The following is a 16,545-nucleotide window of genomic DNA, read 5'->3' on the forward strand; positions in this document are numbered from 1 at the left end:
AATGAAAGCTTACAGCCGCAGCAATCCCAGTCCCCGCTATACGGAGTTGCTGGAACTCTACAGGTCAATGCATGCAAAAGGATTCGACCGTAACGAGGATGGAGTAGTCACGCATGTCCGCGCCGAGGAGGCATATCCGGGGCAGCAGCTCTTGTCTCACCTTGGCCGTGTACGGGAGTTGATCAACAAGTATGGTGCTGCAGCTATTCTTGATTACGGCTGCGGCAAGGGAGCGCAATACCGCTCCGTCCATCTGCGTGATCAGAATGGTATAACTGGCACGGTTCAGCAGTACTGGGGCGTTTCGGAGATCAGGCTGTACGACCCGGGTGTCCCGTCATTCTCGCGCCTTCCTGAAACTGCGTCGGACGGCGTCGTCTGCACCGACGTTCTTGAGCATATCCCCGAAGCTGACTTGCCCTGGGTTGTGGGAGAAATGTTCAGCCTGTCCCGTAAGTTCGTCTATGCGGCCATCGCGTGCTACCCAGCGCGAGCCATTCTTCCCAACGGCGACAATGCACATGAGACCGTACGGCCGCCGCATTGGTGGCAAGCATTGTTCACCAAAGTCGGGCATGACTATCCGGGTGTTGTCGCTGTTCTGGAATGCGAAACAGTGAAGTAGGAGGCTGATTCATAATCAGCCAGCATGTGGAGAAGAACGACAGCGGCAGTGATCACAATAAACTGCCGCATTGATCAGGAAAATCTACTGGCCCGATAACAGGATCGGACCGATCCTTGCGAACTTGCCGGCCCCTATCGACGGATTATTGCACACTCTCCATAGTCTTCCCGAAATCATCCGTTTTCAGGAGGCCGCAATGGCCCTCGTCGAGCCGAAGAACAAGATCGAGACCCTGCGTGAGCTGGAGAAGAAAGTTCTCTGGCTTGCCATGTGGATCATCCATAATGCGAACCATGTCCGGCCGTCCCGCGACGGGATCAAGGTCGGCGGGCATCAGGCGTCCTGCGCTTCCGTCGCGACGCTGATGACCGCGCTTTATTTCGACGTTCTGAAGCCGCAGGACCGGGTCGCGGTGAAACCCCATGCCAGCCCCGTCTTCCATGCCATTCAGTACATGATGGGGCGGCAGGATCAGTCCGCGTTGGAGAGTTTCCGTGCGCTCGGCGGGGCGCAGTCCTATCCGTCACGCACGAAGGACCGGGACGAGGTGGACTTCTCCACCGGATCCGTCGGTCTCGGCGTGGCCATGACGCTGTTTGCCTCCATGGTGCAGGACTATGTCCGCCTGCATCATCTGGTGCAGGATTCCGGCCTGCAGCAGCAGCCGGCCGGCCGCATGATCGCGGTCATGGGCGATGCCGAGCTCGACGAGGGCAATATCTACGAGGCGATGCTCGAGGGCTGGAAATACGATGTCCGGAATCTCTGGTGGGTGATCGACTATAACCGCCAGAGCCTGGACGGCGTGGTATCGGACGGGCTGTTCCAGAAGATCAGGCAGTTTTTCGGCACCGTCGACTGGAACGTCCATATGCTGAAATACGGCAAGAAGCTGGAGCGGGTGTTCCAGCAGCCGGGCGGCGAGGCGCTGCGGAACTGGATCGACGAGTGCCCGAACGACCTGTACAGCGCGCTGACCTTCAAGGGGCAGGCCGGGGGCAGTACCTGGCGGGACAACCTGAAGCGCGACCTGCACGGCGTCAAAGGCATCAAGCCGATCCTCGACGCGCATGACGACGAGGCCCTGCATACGCTGATGACCAACCTCGCCGGACACGACATGGAGGCGGTGCTGGATGCCTTCCATGGCGTGAAGGATGACGACGGCCCGCAGTGTTTCATTGCCTACACTGTGAAGGGCTTCAACACGCCGCTTGCCGGCCACAAGGACAATCACGCCGGGCTGATGACGCCGGACCAGATGGCATTGTTCCGCTCCCATATGGGGGTGCCGGAAGGCGATGAGTGGGATCCGTTCGCCAATCTCGGCATGCCGGCGGAAGAAGTGCGCGACTATGTCTCCGGTGTCTCCTTCAATCGTGGTGGCTCGCGCATTCACAAGGCGGCGCGGGTCGAGCTGCCGGACAGCATCGTCCCGAAGCGGGCTGCGAAAACCTCAACCCAGCAGGCCTTCGGCGCGGTGCTGAACGAGCTGGCGCGCGGCAATTCGGCGCTTGCCTCCCGCATTGTCACCACCTCGCCGGACGTGACGGTCTCGACCAATCTCGGTCCCTGGGTGAATCAACGCGGCATCTTCAGTCTCGATATGCGGAACGATGTGTTCCGGGACGAGAAGGTGGCCTCGGCGCAGAAGTGGCTGCGGCATGGCGGCGGGCAGCATTTCGAGCTCGGCATCGCGGAGAGCAACCTGTTCCTGATGCTGGCCTCTCTCGGCCTGTCCGGACCATTGTTCGGCACGCGGTTGCTGCCGGTCGGCACGCTCTATGATCCGTTCATCGCGCGCGGCCTCGATTCCCTGAATTACGCCTGCTACCAGGGCGCCCGCTTCATGGTGGTGGCAACCCCGTCCGGGATCACCCTTGCGCCGGAAGGCGGTGCGCACCAGTCGGTCTCGACACCGTTGATCGGCATGGGACAGCCGGGGCTTCTCAGCTTCGAGCCGGCCTATGCGGACGAGGTGGCGGAGATCATGGCCTGGGGTTTTGACTATATGCAGGCGGATGATGGCGGTGCGGTCTATCTCCGGCTGTCGACCCGGCCCCTGGAGCAGCCGGAACGCGAGATAACGCCGGATCTGCGTGCGGACATCGTTTCCGGCGGCTACTGGCTGCGTGAGCCGGACCCGCAGGCACCGGCGGTGATTGTCTATACCGGTGCGGTGGTACCCGAAGTACTGCAGGCGCGCGAGATGCTGGAGGAAGAGCTGCCGGGCATCGGCGTGCTCGCGGTCACCAGCGCGGATCGGCTTTATGCCGGCTGGCAGTCCCGGACCCGGCGGCCGGACACGCCTGTCTCGCACCTGGAGAAGCTGATGGGGGGACTCGGACCGGAAACCCGAATCATCACCGTTCAGGATGGCCATCCTGCCAACCTGAGTTGGATCGGCAGCGCGCTTGGCCGCCGCCTGTTTCCGCTTGGCGTCACCGGGTTCGGCCAGTCCGGCGACTTGCCTGACCTTTACCAGACCTATGGTCTCGATGCGGAATCGATCATGGACGCGGTGGCGGCGGCCTGTGTCGACAAGGCGCGCGGCACGCCGATGGCGGTCTAGCCTCAGGCGAAAACGGCCTTCAGCTTGAACCGGGGGACGGGGTGGTCCCAGTCGCCGCCCTCCAGCAACCGGGCGGCGGCATAGCCCCAGTCGTCCGAGCCTTTCGCTCCCTTGCCGTTGCCACAGATCGCGACGGCAAGGCGGTCGCCGGCGACATAGTCGATATAGGGCAAACCTGATTTGCTGAAGGTGGTGACGCAACTGTCCGTATGCCGGTCCGGACAGTTCTTCAGGACCGGGATCAGGCTCTCGAAGACATCGGTGAGTTCCACCCTGTTGCGCTCGGAGCCGGCGGACTTGAACCAGGCCGCCAGGTCGTCCGTTGTGGTCAGTTTTGCGTCCGCTTCGGTGCCGATGCCGATCTTTGCGTAAAGCTGACCGTCGGGATAGCGGATCGGTGGCAGGACATAGGACCCGGCAAACCTGTCGATGACGGTCGGCATGGTCTCCAGCGCCGCAGCGGCCGACTCCGTGACCCTGACGAGCAGGACGGTACGGGCGTAGACCGTCGTCGCAAGCGGGCGCGGCAGCAGCTTCATCGCTGTCGTATAGCCGCCGGTGGCGACCAGGACCCGTTCGGCCTGCAGCGTCCGGCCGTCGCCCGTGGTGACGGTGACATGGCTGCTTTGCACATCAATGCCGGTTACCGTCGTGCGGATGATTTCGGCGCCTTGTTTCTCCGCCACTCTTGTCTGCGCCGCAACAAGCGCGCGTGGGCTGATATGACCGGCTGTCCCTGTCTCCCGGATCCCGGCGCAATCGTCTGGCAGGGACAGGAAAGGATAGAGCTCGCGCATTTCATTCGCGCCGATCACAGTAGTATTCCCGCCATTCTCGCGTGCCAGGGCGACGGTCGGCTTGATGTCGGGGTCTTCCGAGCCGAGAATCATAAGGAAACCGGTCGGGGTGAAGAAGGCGATCCCGCTCTCGGTTTCGATTTCCGGATACCGGACGATGGAGCGGGCGGCGGTGATGGACCATTCTGGCTCCGGATCGTAAATCCGCGTCAGCCGTCCTTCGTCGTAGTGACTGGCGAACACGCCGTCATGTGACTGCCGGCTGGCCGGCTCATCGGGGCCAATGACGGCGACGCCATCCTGCCAGGCGGACAGGTGCCGGGCTGCGGCCGATCCGATCAGCCCGCGGCCCACGATTATATGGCGGTACATAAATATCTCTCCGGCATTACGATAGCCGGAATCCTAGTGCCGTTCTCGCACCGCTTCCAGTACTGGAAAGATGAAATCAGGGAAAACAGGTCTGTTCTTGCACGAACAGGCCGCTGGACGGCGCCGTCACTGCGGTCAAACCACCAGATACGGCAGCGCAGCGGTCAGCCAGACCAGGACGTTGAAAATGATCGCACCCATTACAACGCAGGATCGTCTCAGGTTTTCCGCTTTCATGGTCATGACCCTTTCCCCCATGCACCCTGTCATTGTCTTGGAGACGGACAGAGGCACCTGAAAGTGAACAGCCTAGGGGCCGTCCGACTTTCTCACAAAATAAATTCTCGTGATCGAACGTGACCGAATTGTGAATTGCTCAAGGCAGCCGATGCGGACGGTTTTTCCTTTTAATCGCAAAATGCTGGTACTCGACGGAGGAACGGGCAACAAATTCAGAATTCAAACAGGGAGGACATCCATGCTGATCGGCGTACCGAGGGAAATCAAGACGGACGAGAACCGGGTTGGCCTGATCCCGTCCAGTGTTCGGGAACTTGTCCATCACGGTCATCAGGTTCTTGTCGAGACCCATGCCGGCTACGGCATCGGTCTCGACGATGAGCTTTACAGCGCTGCCGGTGCCGTGATCGCTGAAACCGCGGAGGATGTCTTCGCCCAGGCGGACATGATCGTAAAGGTGAAGGAGCCGCAGGCGGCCGAATGCAAGATGCTGCGCGACGGCCAGATCCTTTTCACCTACCTGCATCTGGCCCCCGACCTGGCGCAGACAAAGGGGTTGATCGAGAGCGGCGCCATCGCAATCGCCTATGAGACGGTCACCAGCGCTCGCGGCGGCCTGCCGTTGCTGGCGCCGATGAGCGAAGTGGCCGGACGCATGGCGATACAGGCCGGTGCCCATTGTCTCGAGAAGGCACAGGGCGGGAGCGGAACCCTGCTTGGTGGCGTGCCGGGGGTGCCGGCAGGCAACGTCGTGGTCATCGGCGGTGGTGTGGTCGGTACCAATGCGGCACGGATGGCGATGGGACTTGAAGCCAAGGTCACCGTGATCGACCGGAGCCTGGAGCGGCTCTATGAGCTCGATATGCAATTCGGGCCGATGCTGAATACGATTTATTCGACGGTGGATTCGATCGAGGAACATGTGATGACCGCGGATCTGGTGGTCGGTGCCGTTCTTGTCCCGGGCGCCGCCGCGCCGAAACTGGTGACGGATGCACTGGTTGCGAAGATGCGGCGCGGCGCGGTTCTGGTGGATGTTGCCATCGATCAGGGCGGTTGCTTCGAGACCTCGCGCCCGACCACGCATCGGCAGCCGACCTACATGGTCCACGACGTGGTGCATTACTGCGTTGCCAACATGCCGGGCGGTGTTGCCCGTACATCGACCTTCGCGCTGAACAATGCCACCCTGCCGTTTGTATTGGCTCTGGCGAACAAGGGGCACCGGCGGGCATTGGCCGAGGACCGGCACCTGATGGAGGGCCTGAATGTCCATCGCGGCGAGGTCACCTACAAAGCGGTGGCGGATGCACATGGTCTGGAATTCAAGGTGCCCCAGGAAGCATTGGGTTTGTAGGGAAGCGTTGGATCCTTAAGGCGAAGCCAGGCGCTATTTCGACAGTCCGAGAAGATCCCGCATCTTGAACCAGGCCATGCCGAGTGCAAGCACGGCCGTGCGGGCGGGGCCGCCGGGAAATCGCAGGTTCGGCAGGCGGGCGAAGGTGTCGAACCGTTCGGCATCGCCCGCCACGGCTTCGGCGATCAATTTGCCGGCCAGTCCGGTCAGCGCAAGCCCGTGCCCGGAGAACCCCTGCGCGTAGTAGATATTGCTGCCCAACCGTCCGAAATCCGGCATCCGGTTGGCGGTGATGGCGATCTTGCCGGACCAGGCATGGTCGATCGCGATCGTGCTCAGATCGGGATAGACCTTCACCATCCGTCGGCGCAATGTATCCGCCGCATTCGTGATCGGGCGGCCGGAATAACTGGCCAGGCCGCCGAACAGCAGGCGGTTGTCCACGGTCTTCCGGAAATAGTTGAGCGCGGTGTTTGAGTCTGCCACGGCCTCGTCGCCGGGTAAAATCCGGGCAGCCTGATCCGCGCTCAGGGGAGCTGTGGCGGCGACGGCGCTGAGCACGGGCGCGACGCGGTAGCGGATCTCCGGCACGAGATCGTCCAGATAAGCATTGCCGGCCAGAACCAGCATACGCGCCCTGACCCGCCCGTTTCCGGTTGCAATGGTGGCCGTTGCGCCCTTCTCGATGGCGATGGCGCGGCTGTCCTCGAAAATCCGGGCACCGGCGTTCCGGGCGGCTTCTTCCAGGCCGTGGAGATAGGCGAGGGGATTCATGTGTCCGCTGCCCTGTTCCAGCAGCGAGGCGCAGTAAAGCCGTGAGCCCGTCGCTTCTTCCGTTTCGGCGCGTGACAGCAATTCAAGATCGGTGAAGCCATAGGTGCCGGACCAGGACTGCGCCATTTCCTGCAACCCCCGCTCCTGCCTGCTGTTCAGGGCGGCGTGGATATAGCCCCGTTTGTAATCGGCCTGTATGCCGTGGCGGGAGATCCGGCTCTGTATATCCTCGATGGCTTCACTCGACATGCCCCAGAAGTTCTTTGCCGACTCGAGACCGGAAATGCGCTCGAATGCTTCCATGCCGCAGCCATAGCCCATGCAGATTTGACCGCCATTGCGGCCCGATGCGCCGTCGCCGATTCGGCCGGCTTCGAGCAGAACCGTGTCATATCCGCGCTCCGCCAGATGCAGGGCAGCGGAGATACCGGTCAGGCCGCCGCCGATGATGCAAATATCGGCGGTGATTTCGTCGTTCAGCGGCGGACGCCGCTCGTGCTTGGATGTGAATGCATGATAATAGGTTGGGGTAGTCATCGCGCTTATCCGTTTTCAGATATCGGAGCCCTATCACGCTTGTCGTCCCCGGGCGAGGCGGATGATCATGTTGAAACGGCTCGCGGAGCATTTATGTCAGTCGATCTTAAATCCTGGATCAGTGAAAGACGGATAACGGAAGTCGAATGCATGGTTTCGGACCATGCCGGCATCCCCCGCGGCAAGATCCTGCCGGCGGCGAAGTTTCTGGATGGGATTGGAGAACGCGGTCTGCGTCTGCCGGAGGCTATCTTCGGTCAGGATGTGACTGGCAGCTATATCGAGGAAAAGGATCTCGACCCACGGCGCAGCGACATTTTCCTGGCGCCGCAGGCGGATACGATACGGATGGTTCCCTGGTACAAGGAACCGACGGCACAGATTATCAACGACGCCTATTATCAGGACGGCTCCCCGGTCGATATCGCGCCGCGCATGGTGCTGAAGAAGATCCTGCAGCTTTATGCAGACAAGGGCTGGCGCCCCGTCGTCGCGCCGGAGCTTGAGTTCTTTCTCGTGAAGGTGAACCCCGACCCGGACTATCCGTTGGAACCGCCGATCGGCAGGTCCGGCCGTCCGGAAACCGCGCGCCAGGCCTTCGGCATCGATGCGGTGAACGAATTCGATCCGTTGTTCGAGGATATCTACGACTATTGCGAGGCGCAGGACATCGATATCGATACGCTGAGCCATGAGTCCGGCGCGGCGCAGATGGAGATCAATTTCAACCACGGCGACGCGCTGGAGCTCGCGGACCAGACCTTCCTGTTCAAGCGGACCGTCCGGCAGGCGGCACTGGATCATGGCGTCTACGCCACTTTCATGGCGAAGCCGATGCAGGACGAGCCGGGCAGCGCGATGCATGTGCACCAGAGTCTCTACGATGCGGCCAGCGGCCGGAACCTCTTCGCGAACGAGGATGGCAGCCATTCCGGGGAGTTCCTGCATTTCATCGGCGGGCTGCAGAAATACCTGCCGGCGGCCCTGCCGTTTCTTGCGCCATATGTTAATTCATACCGCCGCCTGATCCCGGATAGCGACGCACCGATCAACATGCACTGGGGGGTCGATAACAGAACCACCGGGTTGCGGGTGCCTATCTCGAAACCAAACGAGCGCCGGGTGGAGAACCGCGTTGCCGGTGCGGACGTCAATCCCTACCTGGCAATGGCCGCTTCCCTGGCCTGCGGTTATCTTGGCCTTGTCGAGGAAATCGAACCCTCGGCGCCGATCGATACCAGCGCCTACTCGCTCGCCGCGAAACTGCCGCGTCATCTGGAAGACGCCTTGTTGCGGCTGAACCGGGCCAAGCCGCTGAAGGAGATCATGGGGCCACGCTTTGTCGATGTGTTTACGTCGGTAAAGCTTGCGGAATCGGCGGCTTACCAGAAGGTCATCAGTGCCTGGGAACGGGAATTTCTGCTGCTCAATGTCTGATGCGCGTGATCTGGGCCCGGTCCCGACCATCGAAAGCACCGGCGGCACGGCGGCGTTTTTCCAGATGGCTGACGGGGTGCGGATCCGTGTCGCCCAATTTCCTGCTCCGGCGGGAAAGGCGGCTGGCACAGTCCTGATGCTGACGGGGTTCACCGAATTCATCGAAAAGGGGCTGGAAAGTGTCGCGGCCCTGCGGGCGCGCGGGTTCGGGGTGATTACATTCGACTGGCGTGGGCAGGGGCTTTCAGACCGGCTGCTGCCCTATCGGCGCAAGGGCCATATCCCGGATATGCAGCACTTCCTCAACGATCTTGAGGAAGTGCTGCGGATGACGCGCTTTGCGGAACTGCCTGGCCCGCATGTCATCATGGGACATTCCATGGGAGGGCATCTGGCGCTGCGTGCGGCACATGATCATCCGGGGCTTTTCGACCGGGCAATCCTGTGTGCGCCCATGGCGGACATTCTGACTGGAGCTTGCCGCAGGATGCTGGCCTATGGCTTGGCAAAAGCCGCGGTGAGTATCGGTCTCGGCGAGAGCTTCATTCCGGGGGCCGGTCCCTATGTGCCGGGACAGATGCGCTATGAAAACAATCCTCTGACCACGGACCGCGCGCGGTTCAACCGCATCCAGGAGCAGATCGACGCCAATCCGGATGTTGCCCTCGGCGGTCCGACATTCTCCTGGGTCTATTCGGCGTTCCGGTCGATCCGGCTGACCAAGCGCTCGTCCTACCTGTCGAAAATTCGCATTCCGGTGCTGATACTCAGCGCCGGCCGCGAGAGGATTGTCAGCAATGCAGGGCAGCGCGAGGTCGCGGATATGCTGCCGGACGTCCGCATGGTGACTTTTGCGGACGGTGCACACGAGCTTCTGCTGGAATGTGATGCGGTGCGGCACGCCGTCTGGGCCGAAATCGACGGGTTCCTGAAGGTTGCGGAGCACGCCTGAAACAACAAACCGGTCCGGCTTTCCACTCTTGCGTGCGCGTGATTAAATGTCCCGGGAACAAACAATATAGAGCTTGGGTGATGTCGTGCTCCTGATCGAACGCCTGTTCGCCAGTTTAACGATCTGGCTATGCGCGCTGTGCGATGTGACGCAACTTGATGTCGATCGACACAAGGAACGGGAGTTCGGAATCAAGGCAGTGCCACATCATGCCGAGAGCATGAAGGCTGCGGACCAGGCCCAGACCGTCGTCCGGTTCCGAAGATAAAGCTGAAATCCTGCAGTCGCAGACCTGCCTCTTTCTACTCCGCGTTTCCGCCTTTTTGCCGTCCGGATGTGAAGATGTTCGGTTTGTGTTGTCTGAGGTTGTGGCGGGGGGCACCTTTCCCGAACTGGTCTCGATTGGTAGGTTAGACGTCGACATGCAGGAGCTGTTGAAAGCCACGTGAATGAAATTGCATCCACATGGGGTTCGCGAAATCTGGACGGAAGGACGCATTCTGTTTTCAAGGAATGCCGGACCGTTCAATCTGGAACATCTGCAGGATGCGACAGAAGAATCGCGTGAAGAGCGGAAACGCCTGACCCGAACGGGCCCGTGGGGAACGGTCGTCATCATGAGTGACAGCGTGATGTTTACACCCGAAGCACTCGATATGATCCGCGACAATATGGCCGATTCGGAGCGGAACGGGGAGCTCGTTGCCGCCGCTTTCGTTGTGCCGCCGGGAACAGAGGGACGCTGGATCTGTGAGAGTCTTTTCGCGCCAATCTACGGAATCGCCGGGGCAAAGTTCAGACTGTTCGAAATCCTGCCGCCGGCAAGCGACTGGGTCCTGAAGGTGATCGACGACGCGCGCAAGGCCCGATCATCTGATCAGGCCGAACACTAGGCGTCTCAACGAACTCAGAACCAGCGCCGGATCAGCCGGAAGGCGAGCGGTGCCAGAATCACGATGAAGGCAATGCGGAACAGATGGTGGGTGGCGACGAAAGCCACGTCCTGTCCAATCCCGAGGGCCACCATGCTCATCTCCGCCAGACCGCCCGGAGCATAGGCAAGCACCAGCACGTACCAGGGCAGGCCGGTGATGTCCTGCAGCAGGAATCCGGCGCCGACAGCGGTTACCAGCAGAATGACCGAGGCGCCGAACGAGGTCCGGATGATCTTCAGGACCTCGCTGACCGCCGTCCCGGCAAAGCGGCAACCGACGCCGGTACCGAGCACGACCTGTGCGGCGGCGATGAGCATGCTTGGCGGCGCACTCTCGCTCAGGCCGGTGAGGTGGATGGCCATGCTCAGCACCATGGCGCCGAGCAGCGGTGCCGCGGGCAGTTTCAGGCGCATGGCAATAATCGGCCCGAACACGGCGCAACCCGCCATCAGTGCCCATTCGTGGACCGGCAGGTCAAAGCCGGACCCGGCTGGCAGCATGCCGGGTTGCGGGTGATAGTCGCCGAAGACCCGGAACAAAAACGGGATGATCATCACCACGATGAGAATACGGGAGGCATGGGTCAGGGCGATGATCCTCTCATCGCCGCCCATCGCCTTGCCGACGATGACCATTTCGTTCAGCCCGCCGGGTGAGGATGAGAAATAGGCCGTGACCGGGTCATACCGGGCAAAACGCCGGAGGAAGACCAGAACCAGGATCAGGGCGACGACGCCATAGACCAGAAGGCCGGTCACCGAGATGGCCCATTTGCCGATATGGTCCAGCAGCGCAGGCGAGAAGGCACTGCCCAGCATAACCCCGAGAATGGCGACCATGGCCATCCGCACACTGGATGGCAGGCCGATATTCAGACCGGCAATGGAGCATACCGTCGTCGCGATCATCGCCCCCATCATCCATGGCAGGGGCAGTCTCAGATAGGCGAAGAGGAAGCCACCGGCGCTGCCGATGGCCAGAGCCAGAAGCGCCCGCGGCAGGGCGTTCGGCTCTTTCTCTCTTGGATGGGGCTTTGTGGCTGACTCTGATTCGGATGCGCCGGAGGCCTGGGTGTCGGTCAATTCATTTGGTCGCTTCGGCGCATGCCGAACGCTTTCTTGCATGTCGGGGCGGGAGCGCAAGCATAGGGCGGTTCACTGCCTCTATTCAACAAATCGACCGAGCCTGACTGCGGTCAGGCCGCGGCTCAGCCGCCGCGATGGCATGATCAGGACGCAATTGTCGTGCGGCGTCTCGACCGGGCGGTCTCCGTCCCGTCCAATTTCCGTTCCCGCGTAGGGGATCACTTCCATGCCGACGAAATCATGATGGAAACAGAAGGCATCCGAGGTGACGGTAACCACATCCGTGATCTCGATGACGGATTGTTCGGCCCCGGCGCCGGAGCCGACATGAGATTCCAGGGTCCGGTCGTCGATCTGGTCCATGGCCCGGAGAAAGCGATAAGTCACCTCAAGGGCGGTATCCGCGGAGGATCTTGACCAATGCTGGCCGCACTCAACGAGCAGGGAGCTGCGCGGATCGTCGGGATCATCGAAAAAGTCATAGTCCCGCATCCGCCGGCCGGTGGCGTGGCCCGCATCAAGGACGATAATGCCCGGTACCCCGACTTTTTCCGCAAGCAATCGGCCTTTTCTGTGGCGGCCGGCCAGAACAAGCGGCTCGGTCTCATTTTGCATGGAGTGAATGTCCAGCATCACATCCGCCTCATCGACGATCGAACGAATTTCGCGGGCCCTGGCCCGCTCGAGACTGCGGGTGTCACCCTCGAGGATATCGAGATCCCAGACGCGGTTGAAATCCTCGTCGATGAATCTGGAAAAGGCCGGATAGTCTGCCCGGAATTCGGCATTGGCGGCCACGTTGCAGAAACCGAGTGTGAGCGATCCGACGCGGGGGCGGATTTGGTGCCGGAACAAATGATCAAGTGCGATCGCTCCGCAAAGTTCGTTGCCGTGGACGAGGGCAGTGATCAACACGTTCGGGCCGGGGCGGTCGGACTTGAAGGTGGTGAAATAAGGAACGTCACGATTCCCGACGCGATAGGCCGAAATATCCGGCGCTTCGACTTCCACTCTATAGCGGCCTGCCGTCGTTGCCGACACTGCATCAGACATACGCGAATTCCTCGATCAGTGCGCTCCGAGCAGGCAATCGGATTATCCTAGATAGTAAACCTAAGGCTTTCGCAGCGACAAGCTTGCACCGTTCGATTGGACGCGCTCACAAGTCTTGCCGCGTCTCCCTTTATGGGCCATTCTCCCGGATCAAATGGCACCGGGCAGGTAAAAGCCGGGGCAAATCAAAGTGTGATTATTGACAGGAGGCAGGGATGAAGGCACTGCGCAAGCTAGGTCTTGCGGCCATGGCGTTGTCCGCGATGACCGCGAATGTGATGGCGGCCGATATCGTAATTGGTATTCGGTCCGAACCGTCCTCAATGGACCCGTATTTCCACAATCTGACGCCGAACAATGCCATGATCGGGCATGTGTTCACGCGTCTTGTGGGCTTTGACGAAAATCAGCAGCTTTTCCCGAGCATTGCTGAATCGTGGAAGACGGTCAACGACACGACCTGGGAAGTCAAGCTGCGTAAAGGCTTGAAATTCCATGACGGTTCCGACCTGACGGTCGACGATGTGATCTTCTCGTTTGAACGCGCCGATGGGTATGAAGGCGGTAATTCCAGCTTCCGTACCTATACCAAGGGCAAGAAGCTGGTGAAGGTCGACGACCTCACGCTGCACATTGTTACCGAGAGCCCGTATCCGTTGATGCCGAACGATCTGACCACGGTCATGATCATGTCGTCGGAAGCCAAGGGCACGGACAGCTCGGGCAAGAACAAGGGCATTTCCGCCAAGGACTTCAATGACGGTCTCGCGACCATCGGTGCTGGCCCATACAAATTCGTCGAGTGGAAAAAGGGCGAAGAGCTCGTCCTCGAGAAATTCGATGGCTATGTTGGTGAGATCGCCCAGCCTTGGGACAAGGTGACCTTCAAGTTCATCAAGTCCGAGCCGGCCCGCGTGGCGGCTCTGCTCGCCGGTGACGTCGACGCCATCGACAATGTGCCGACGATCGATGTCGAGCGTCTGAAGGGTGACCCGCGGGTCACCGTCAGCTCCGGTATTTCCAATCGGGTCATCTACCTTCACATGGACCAGTTCCGTGAGAAGTCCCCGTTCGTGACGGCCAAAGACGGTAGCGAGATAAAGAACCCGCTGCTGGACCCACGGGTCCGCAAGGCTCTGTCCATGATGATCAACCGCGAAGCGATCGTGAAGCGGGTCATGGAAGATGTCGCCATTCCCGCTGGCCAGCTGCTGCCGGAAGGTTTCTTCGGCCGCTCTCCAAAACTCACGGTCGATGCCTATGATCCTGCCGGTGCCAAGAAGCTTCTGGCGGAAGCCGGTTATCCGGACGGTTTCGCCCTGACCATTCATGGTCCGAACGACCGCTACATCAACGATGCCAAGATCCTGGAAGCGATCGGTCAGCTGTTTACCGGCAACGGTATCCCGACCAAGGTCGTGACCATGACCAAGAACGTCTTCTTCAAGCGGGCCTCTTCGGGCGCCGACGGTCAGCCGGAATTCAGCCTCGTGCTGGTCGGCTGGGGTTCGGGCACCGGTGAGGCTTCCTCGCCGCTGAAGTCGCTTCTGGCAACGCATGACAAGTCGAAAGGCATGGGGGCGTCCAACCGTGGCCGCCATTCCAACCCGAAGATGGATGCGCTCTTGATTGAGGCGCTGGCAACGGTCGATGACGCCAAGCGTGGTGCACTGCTTGCCGAGGCAACAGAAATAGGCATCGGTGAAGACCAGGGCATCATTCCGTTGCATTATCAGGTCAACACATGGGCCACGAAGAAGGGCCTGAAGTACATCCCGCGTACTGACGAGCGGACGCTCGCGACCGGCTACCTGCCGGAGTAAGATAAACTTTCGAATGTCAGCCGGGCCAGGTGGCCCGGCTGTATTCTTCAACATGCTGGTGTCGGGATAGAGAATGACCGTTTTCGTCATTCGCCGCCTGTTGCAGGCGGCGCTTGTTGTTTTCATCATGTCGCTACTGGTGTTCGGCGGCGTGTTTCTCGTCGGGGATCCCGTGGAGATGCTGGTCGCGGATGACGCGGACCAGGCCGAGCGCGCGGCAATCATCAGGTCCATGGGACTCGATCTGCCGTTCTACATGCAGTATCTGCGCTTTGTCGGGAATGCATTGCAGGGGGACATGGGGAATTCCTTCGTGTTCCAGGAATCAGCGATGCATCTGATCGCCGAGCGCATGCCTGCCACGTTCGAGCTGGCATTCGCCGCGCTGTGCATTGCTGTGTTCCTTGGTATTCCGCTTGGCATCTATGCCGGCCTCAACGCCAATTCCTGGATTTCCAAGACCATCATGACAACCTCGATCCTCGGCTTCAGTCTGCCGACTTTCTGGGTCGGTATCATGATGATCCTGTTCTTCGCCGTGATCATGGGCTGGCTGCCTTCCACCGGCCGCGGCGATACTGTCGACGTGTTCGGTATTCCGCTGAGCTTTCTGACACTCGACGGCCTGTCGCATCTGGTGCTGCCGGCGGTCAATCTGGCGCTATTCAAACTGTCGATGGTGATCCGTCTGGCCCGTGCCGGAACCCGCGAGGTTGTGCATCAGGATTATATCAAGTTCGCCCGGGCCAAGGGCCTCAGCGACACCCGCATCATTGGCGTGCATCTTTTCAAGAACATCATGATCCCGGTGGTAACGGTGCTTGGTCTTGAGTTCGGCGGCCTGGTCGCGTTCTCGGTGGTGACCGAGTCGGTGTTTGCCTGGCCGGGCATGGGCAAGCTGCTGATCGACTCGATCAATTTCCTCGACCGCCCGGTGATCGTCGCCTACCTGATGTTCGTCGTCGTGTTGTTCGTGTTCATCAACCTGCTTGTCGACGTGCTCTATTCAGTGCTTGATCCGCGCGTCCGTCTGCAGGAGATGAAGTCATGAGCGCTGTTCAGGACAATGCGGTGCAGGGCGACTCCGAAACGAATCCGGCGGCAGTGGATGTGGAAACGCCGTTCCGCCGGTTTGTTGCCGATTATGCGGAAAACAAGATTGCTGTCTTTGGTGCCGTCAGCGTTCTCATGGTCGGGCTGATTGCCTTGTTCGGGCCGCTCATCGCGCCGACAGACCCCTATGATCTTGCGTCCGTGACCTTCATGGATAACCTGCTGCTGCCGGGCGAGCAAATGGGCAGCGGCGTTACCGCCATGCTCGGCACCGACGGTCTTGGCCGCGACATGGTCAGCGCCATGATCTACGGTCTCCGCATCAGCCTCGGCGTCGGTATCGGCAGCGGTATCATCGCTTTGCTGATTGGCGTGACGTTCGGATTGTGCGCCGCCTATTTCGGCGGCACGGTCGACACCGTGATCATGCGGGTCGTGGATATACAGCTGAGCTTCCCGGCCATCCTGGTGGCGCTGGTTCTGCTGGCGACCCTCGGCAAGGGCGTGGACAAAATCATCATCGCGCTGGTCGTGGTGCAATGGGCCTATTACGCGCGGACGGTGCGCGGCTCGGCCCTGGTGGAACGCCGGCGGGAATACATCGAGGCGGCAACCTGCCTCGGCCTGTCCAAGCCGCGGGTGATTTTCCGGCATATGCTACCGAACTGCCTGCCGCCGCTGATTGTCGTCGCCACCATGCAAGTTGCACATGCGATCTCTCTGGAAGCGACCTTGTCCTTCCTTGGTCTCGGCCTTCCGGTGACGGAACCGTCTCTCGGCCTGCTGATCGCAAACGGTTTTGAGTACATCATGAGCGGGAAATACTGGATCAGTGTCTATCCGGGACTGGCTCTACTATTCACGATCGTGACGATCAATCTCGTCGGTGACCGTCTGCGCGACGTTCTCAATCCCCGTCTTCAGAAGTAG

14 protein-coding genes are annotated in these 16,545 nt (G+C 60.5%); 10 read left to right on the top strand and 4 right to left on the bottom strand.

What is annotated here, in order from left to right; translation table 11 throughout:
• Position 1: 1 nt before the first annotated feature.
• Together RH950_RS06630 and RH950_RS06635 are read left to right on the top strand one after the other, a co-directional pair.
• Positions 2–625 carry a class I SAM-dependent methyltransferase gene (locus RH950_RS06630; RefSeq protein WP_350054935.1) on the top strand — a complete coding sequence of 208 codons (624 nt, stop codon included), beginning with the start codon at positions 2–4 and terminating at the stop codon, positions 623–625.
• A 199-nt stretch (positions 626–824) separates the two neighbouring features.
• Entirely contained in the window at positions 825–3,200 is a 2,376-nt protein-coding gene (locus RH950_RS06635; RefSeq protein ID WP_350054937.1) for a thiamine pyrophosphate-binding protein, read from the top strand.
• A 2-nt stretch (positions 3,201–3,202) separates the two neighbouring features.
• Here RH950_RS06635 and RH950_RS06640 read toward each other — a convergent pair whose 3' ends face one another.
• A complete protein-coding gene (locus tag RH950_RS06640) occupies positions 3,203–4,369 on the bottom strand; it encodes an NAD(P)/FAD-dependent oxidoreductase (RefSeq protein ID WP_350054939.1) in 1,167 nt (388 codons plus the stop codon).
• 478 nt (positions 4,370–4,847) lie between these two features.
• On the opposite strand from RH950_RS06640, the gene ald reads away from it, so the two are divergent.
• On the top strand, positions 4,848–5,966 hold the full coding sequence (ald, locus tag RH950_RS06645; protein WP_350054941.1) for an alanine dehydrogenase: 1,119 nt from the start codon (positions 4,848–4,850) through the stop codon (positions 5,964–5,966).
• 33 nt (positions 5,967–5,999) lie between these two features.
• Here ald and RH950_RS06650 read toward each other — a convergent pair whose 3' ends face one another.
• The gene (locus RH950_RS06650) at positions 6,000–7,277 is read right to left on the bottom strand and encodes an NAD(P)/FAD-dependent oxidoreductase (protein WP_350054943.1); all 1,278 of its coding nucleotides are present in this window, start codon (positions 7,275–7,277) and stop codon (positions 6,000–6,002) included.
• A 93-nt stretch (positions 7,278–7,370) separates the two neighbouring features.
• Here RH950_RS06650 and RH950_RS06655 point away from each other — a divergent pair, with 93 nt between their 5' ends.
• From RH950_RS06655 to RH950_RS06670, 4 genes are all read left to right on the top strand, one after another.
• Positions 7,371–8,714: a glutamine synthetase family protein gene (locus RH950_RS06655; RefSeq protein ID WP_350054945.1), complete on the top strand. Its 1,344-nt coding sequence runs from the start codon at positions 7,371–7,373 to the stop codon at positions 8,712–8,714.
• The gene (locus RH950_RS06660; protein WP_350054947.1) at positions 8,707–9,666 is read left to right on the top strand and encodes an alpha/beta hydrolase; all 960 of its coding nucleotides are present in this window, start codon (positions 8,707–8,709) and stop codon (positions 9,664–9,666) included. The genes RH950_RS06655 and RH950_RS06660 overlap by 8 nt, the downstream gene beginning before the upstream one ends.
• An 85-nt stretch (positions 9,667–9,751) precedes the next feature.
• A complete protein-coding gene (locus RH950_RS06665; protein WP_350054949.1) occupies positions 9,752–9,934 on the top strand; it encodes a hypothetical protein in 183 nt (60 codons plus the stop codon).
• Between the two features lie 181 nt (positions 9,935–10,115).
• Complete coding sequence (locus RH950_RS06670; RefSeq protein ID WP_350054951.1) at positions 10,116–10,559, top strand: hypothetical protein; 444 nt, start codon at positions 10,116–10,118, stop codon at positions 10,557–10,559.
• Between the two features lie 14 nt (positions 10,560–10,573).
• Here the strand turns inward: RH950_RS06670 and RH950_RS06675 are convergent, their stop codons facing one another.
• Together RH950_RS06675 and RH950_RS06680 are read right to left on the bottom strand one after the other, a co-directional pair.
• Positions 10,574–11,683, bottom strand: a complete 1,110-nt coding sequence (locus RH950_RS06675; protein ID WP_350054953.1) for an AbrB family transcriptional regulator — start codon at positions 11,681–11,683, stop codon at positions 10,574–10,576.
• A gap of 81 nt (positions 11,684–11,764) precedes the next feature.
• Positions 11,765–12,739, bottom strand: coding sequence for a M14 family metallopeptidase (locus RH950_RS06680; RefSeq protein WP_350054955.1), 975 nt, complete (start codon positions 12,737–12,739; stop codon positions 11,765–11,767).
• A gap of 215 nt (positions 12,740–12,954) precedes the next feature.
• Here RH950_RS06680 and RH950_RS06685 point away from each other — a divergent pair, with 215 nt between their 5' ends.
• The 3 genes from RH950_RS06685 (at position 12,955) to RH950_RS06695 (ending at position 16,545) form a co-directional block, all read left to right on the top strand.
• Complete coding sequence (locus RH950_RS06685; protein ID WP_350054957.1) at positions 12,955–14,562, top strand: ABC transporter substrate-binding protein; 1,608 nt, start codon at positions 12,955–12,957, stop codon at positions 14,560–14,562.
• A gap of 73 nt (positions 14,563–14,635) precedes the next feature.
• The gene (locus tag RH950_RS06690; protein ID WP_350054959.1) at positions 14,636–15,613 is read left to right on the top strand and encodes an ABC transporter permease; all 978 of its coding nucleotides are present in this window, start codon (positions 14,636–14,638) and stop codon (positions 15,611–15,613) included.
• Positions 15,610–16,545, top strand: a complete 936-nt coding sequence (locus RH950_RS06695) for an ABC transporter permease (RefSeq protein WP_350054961.1) — start codon at positions 15,610–15,612, stop codon at positions 16,543–16,545. The genes RH950_RS06690 and RH950_RS06695 overlap by 4 nt, the downstream gene beginning before the upstream one ends.

The sequence above is a fragment of the Nisaea sp. genome (assembly GCF_040217065.1).
In the GTDB taxonomy this organism is placed as follows: Bacteria; Pseudomonadota; Alphaproteobacteria; order Thalassobaculales; family Thalassobaculaceae; genus Nisaea.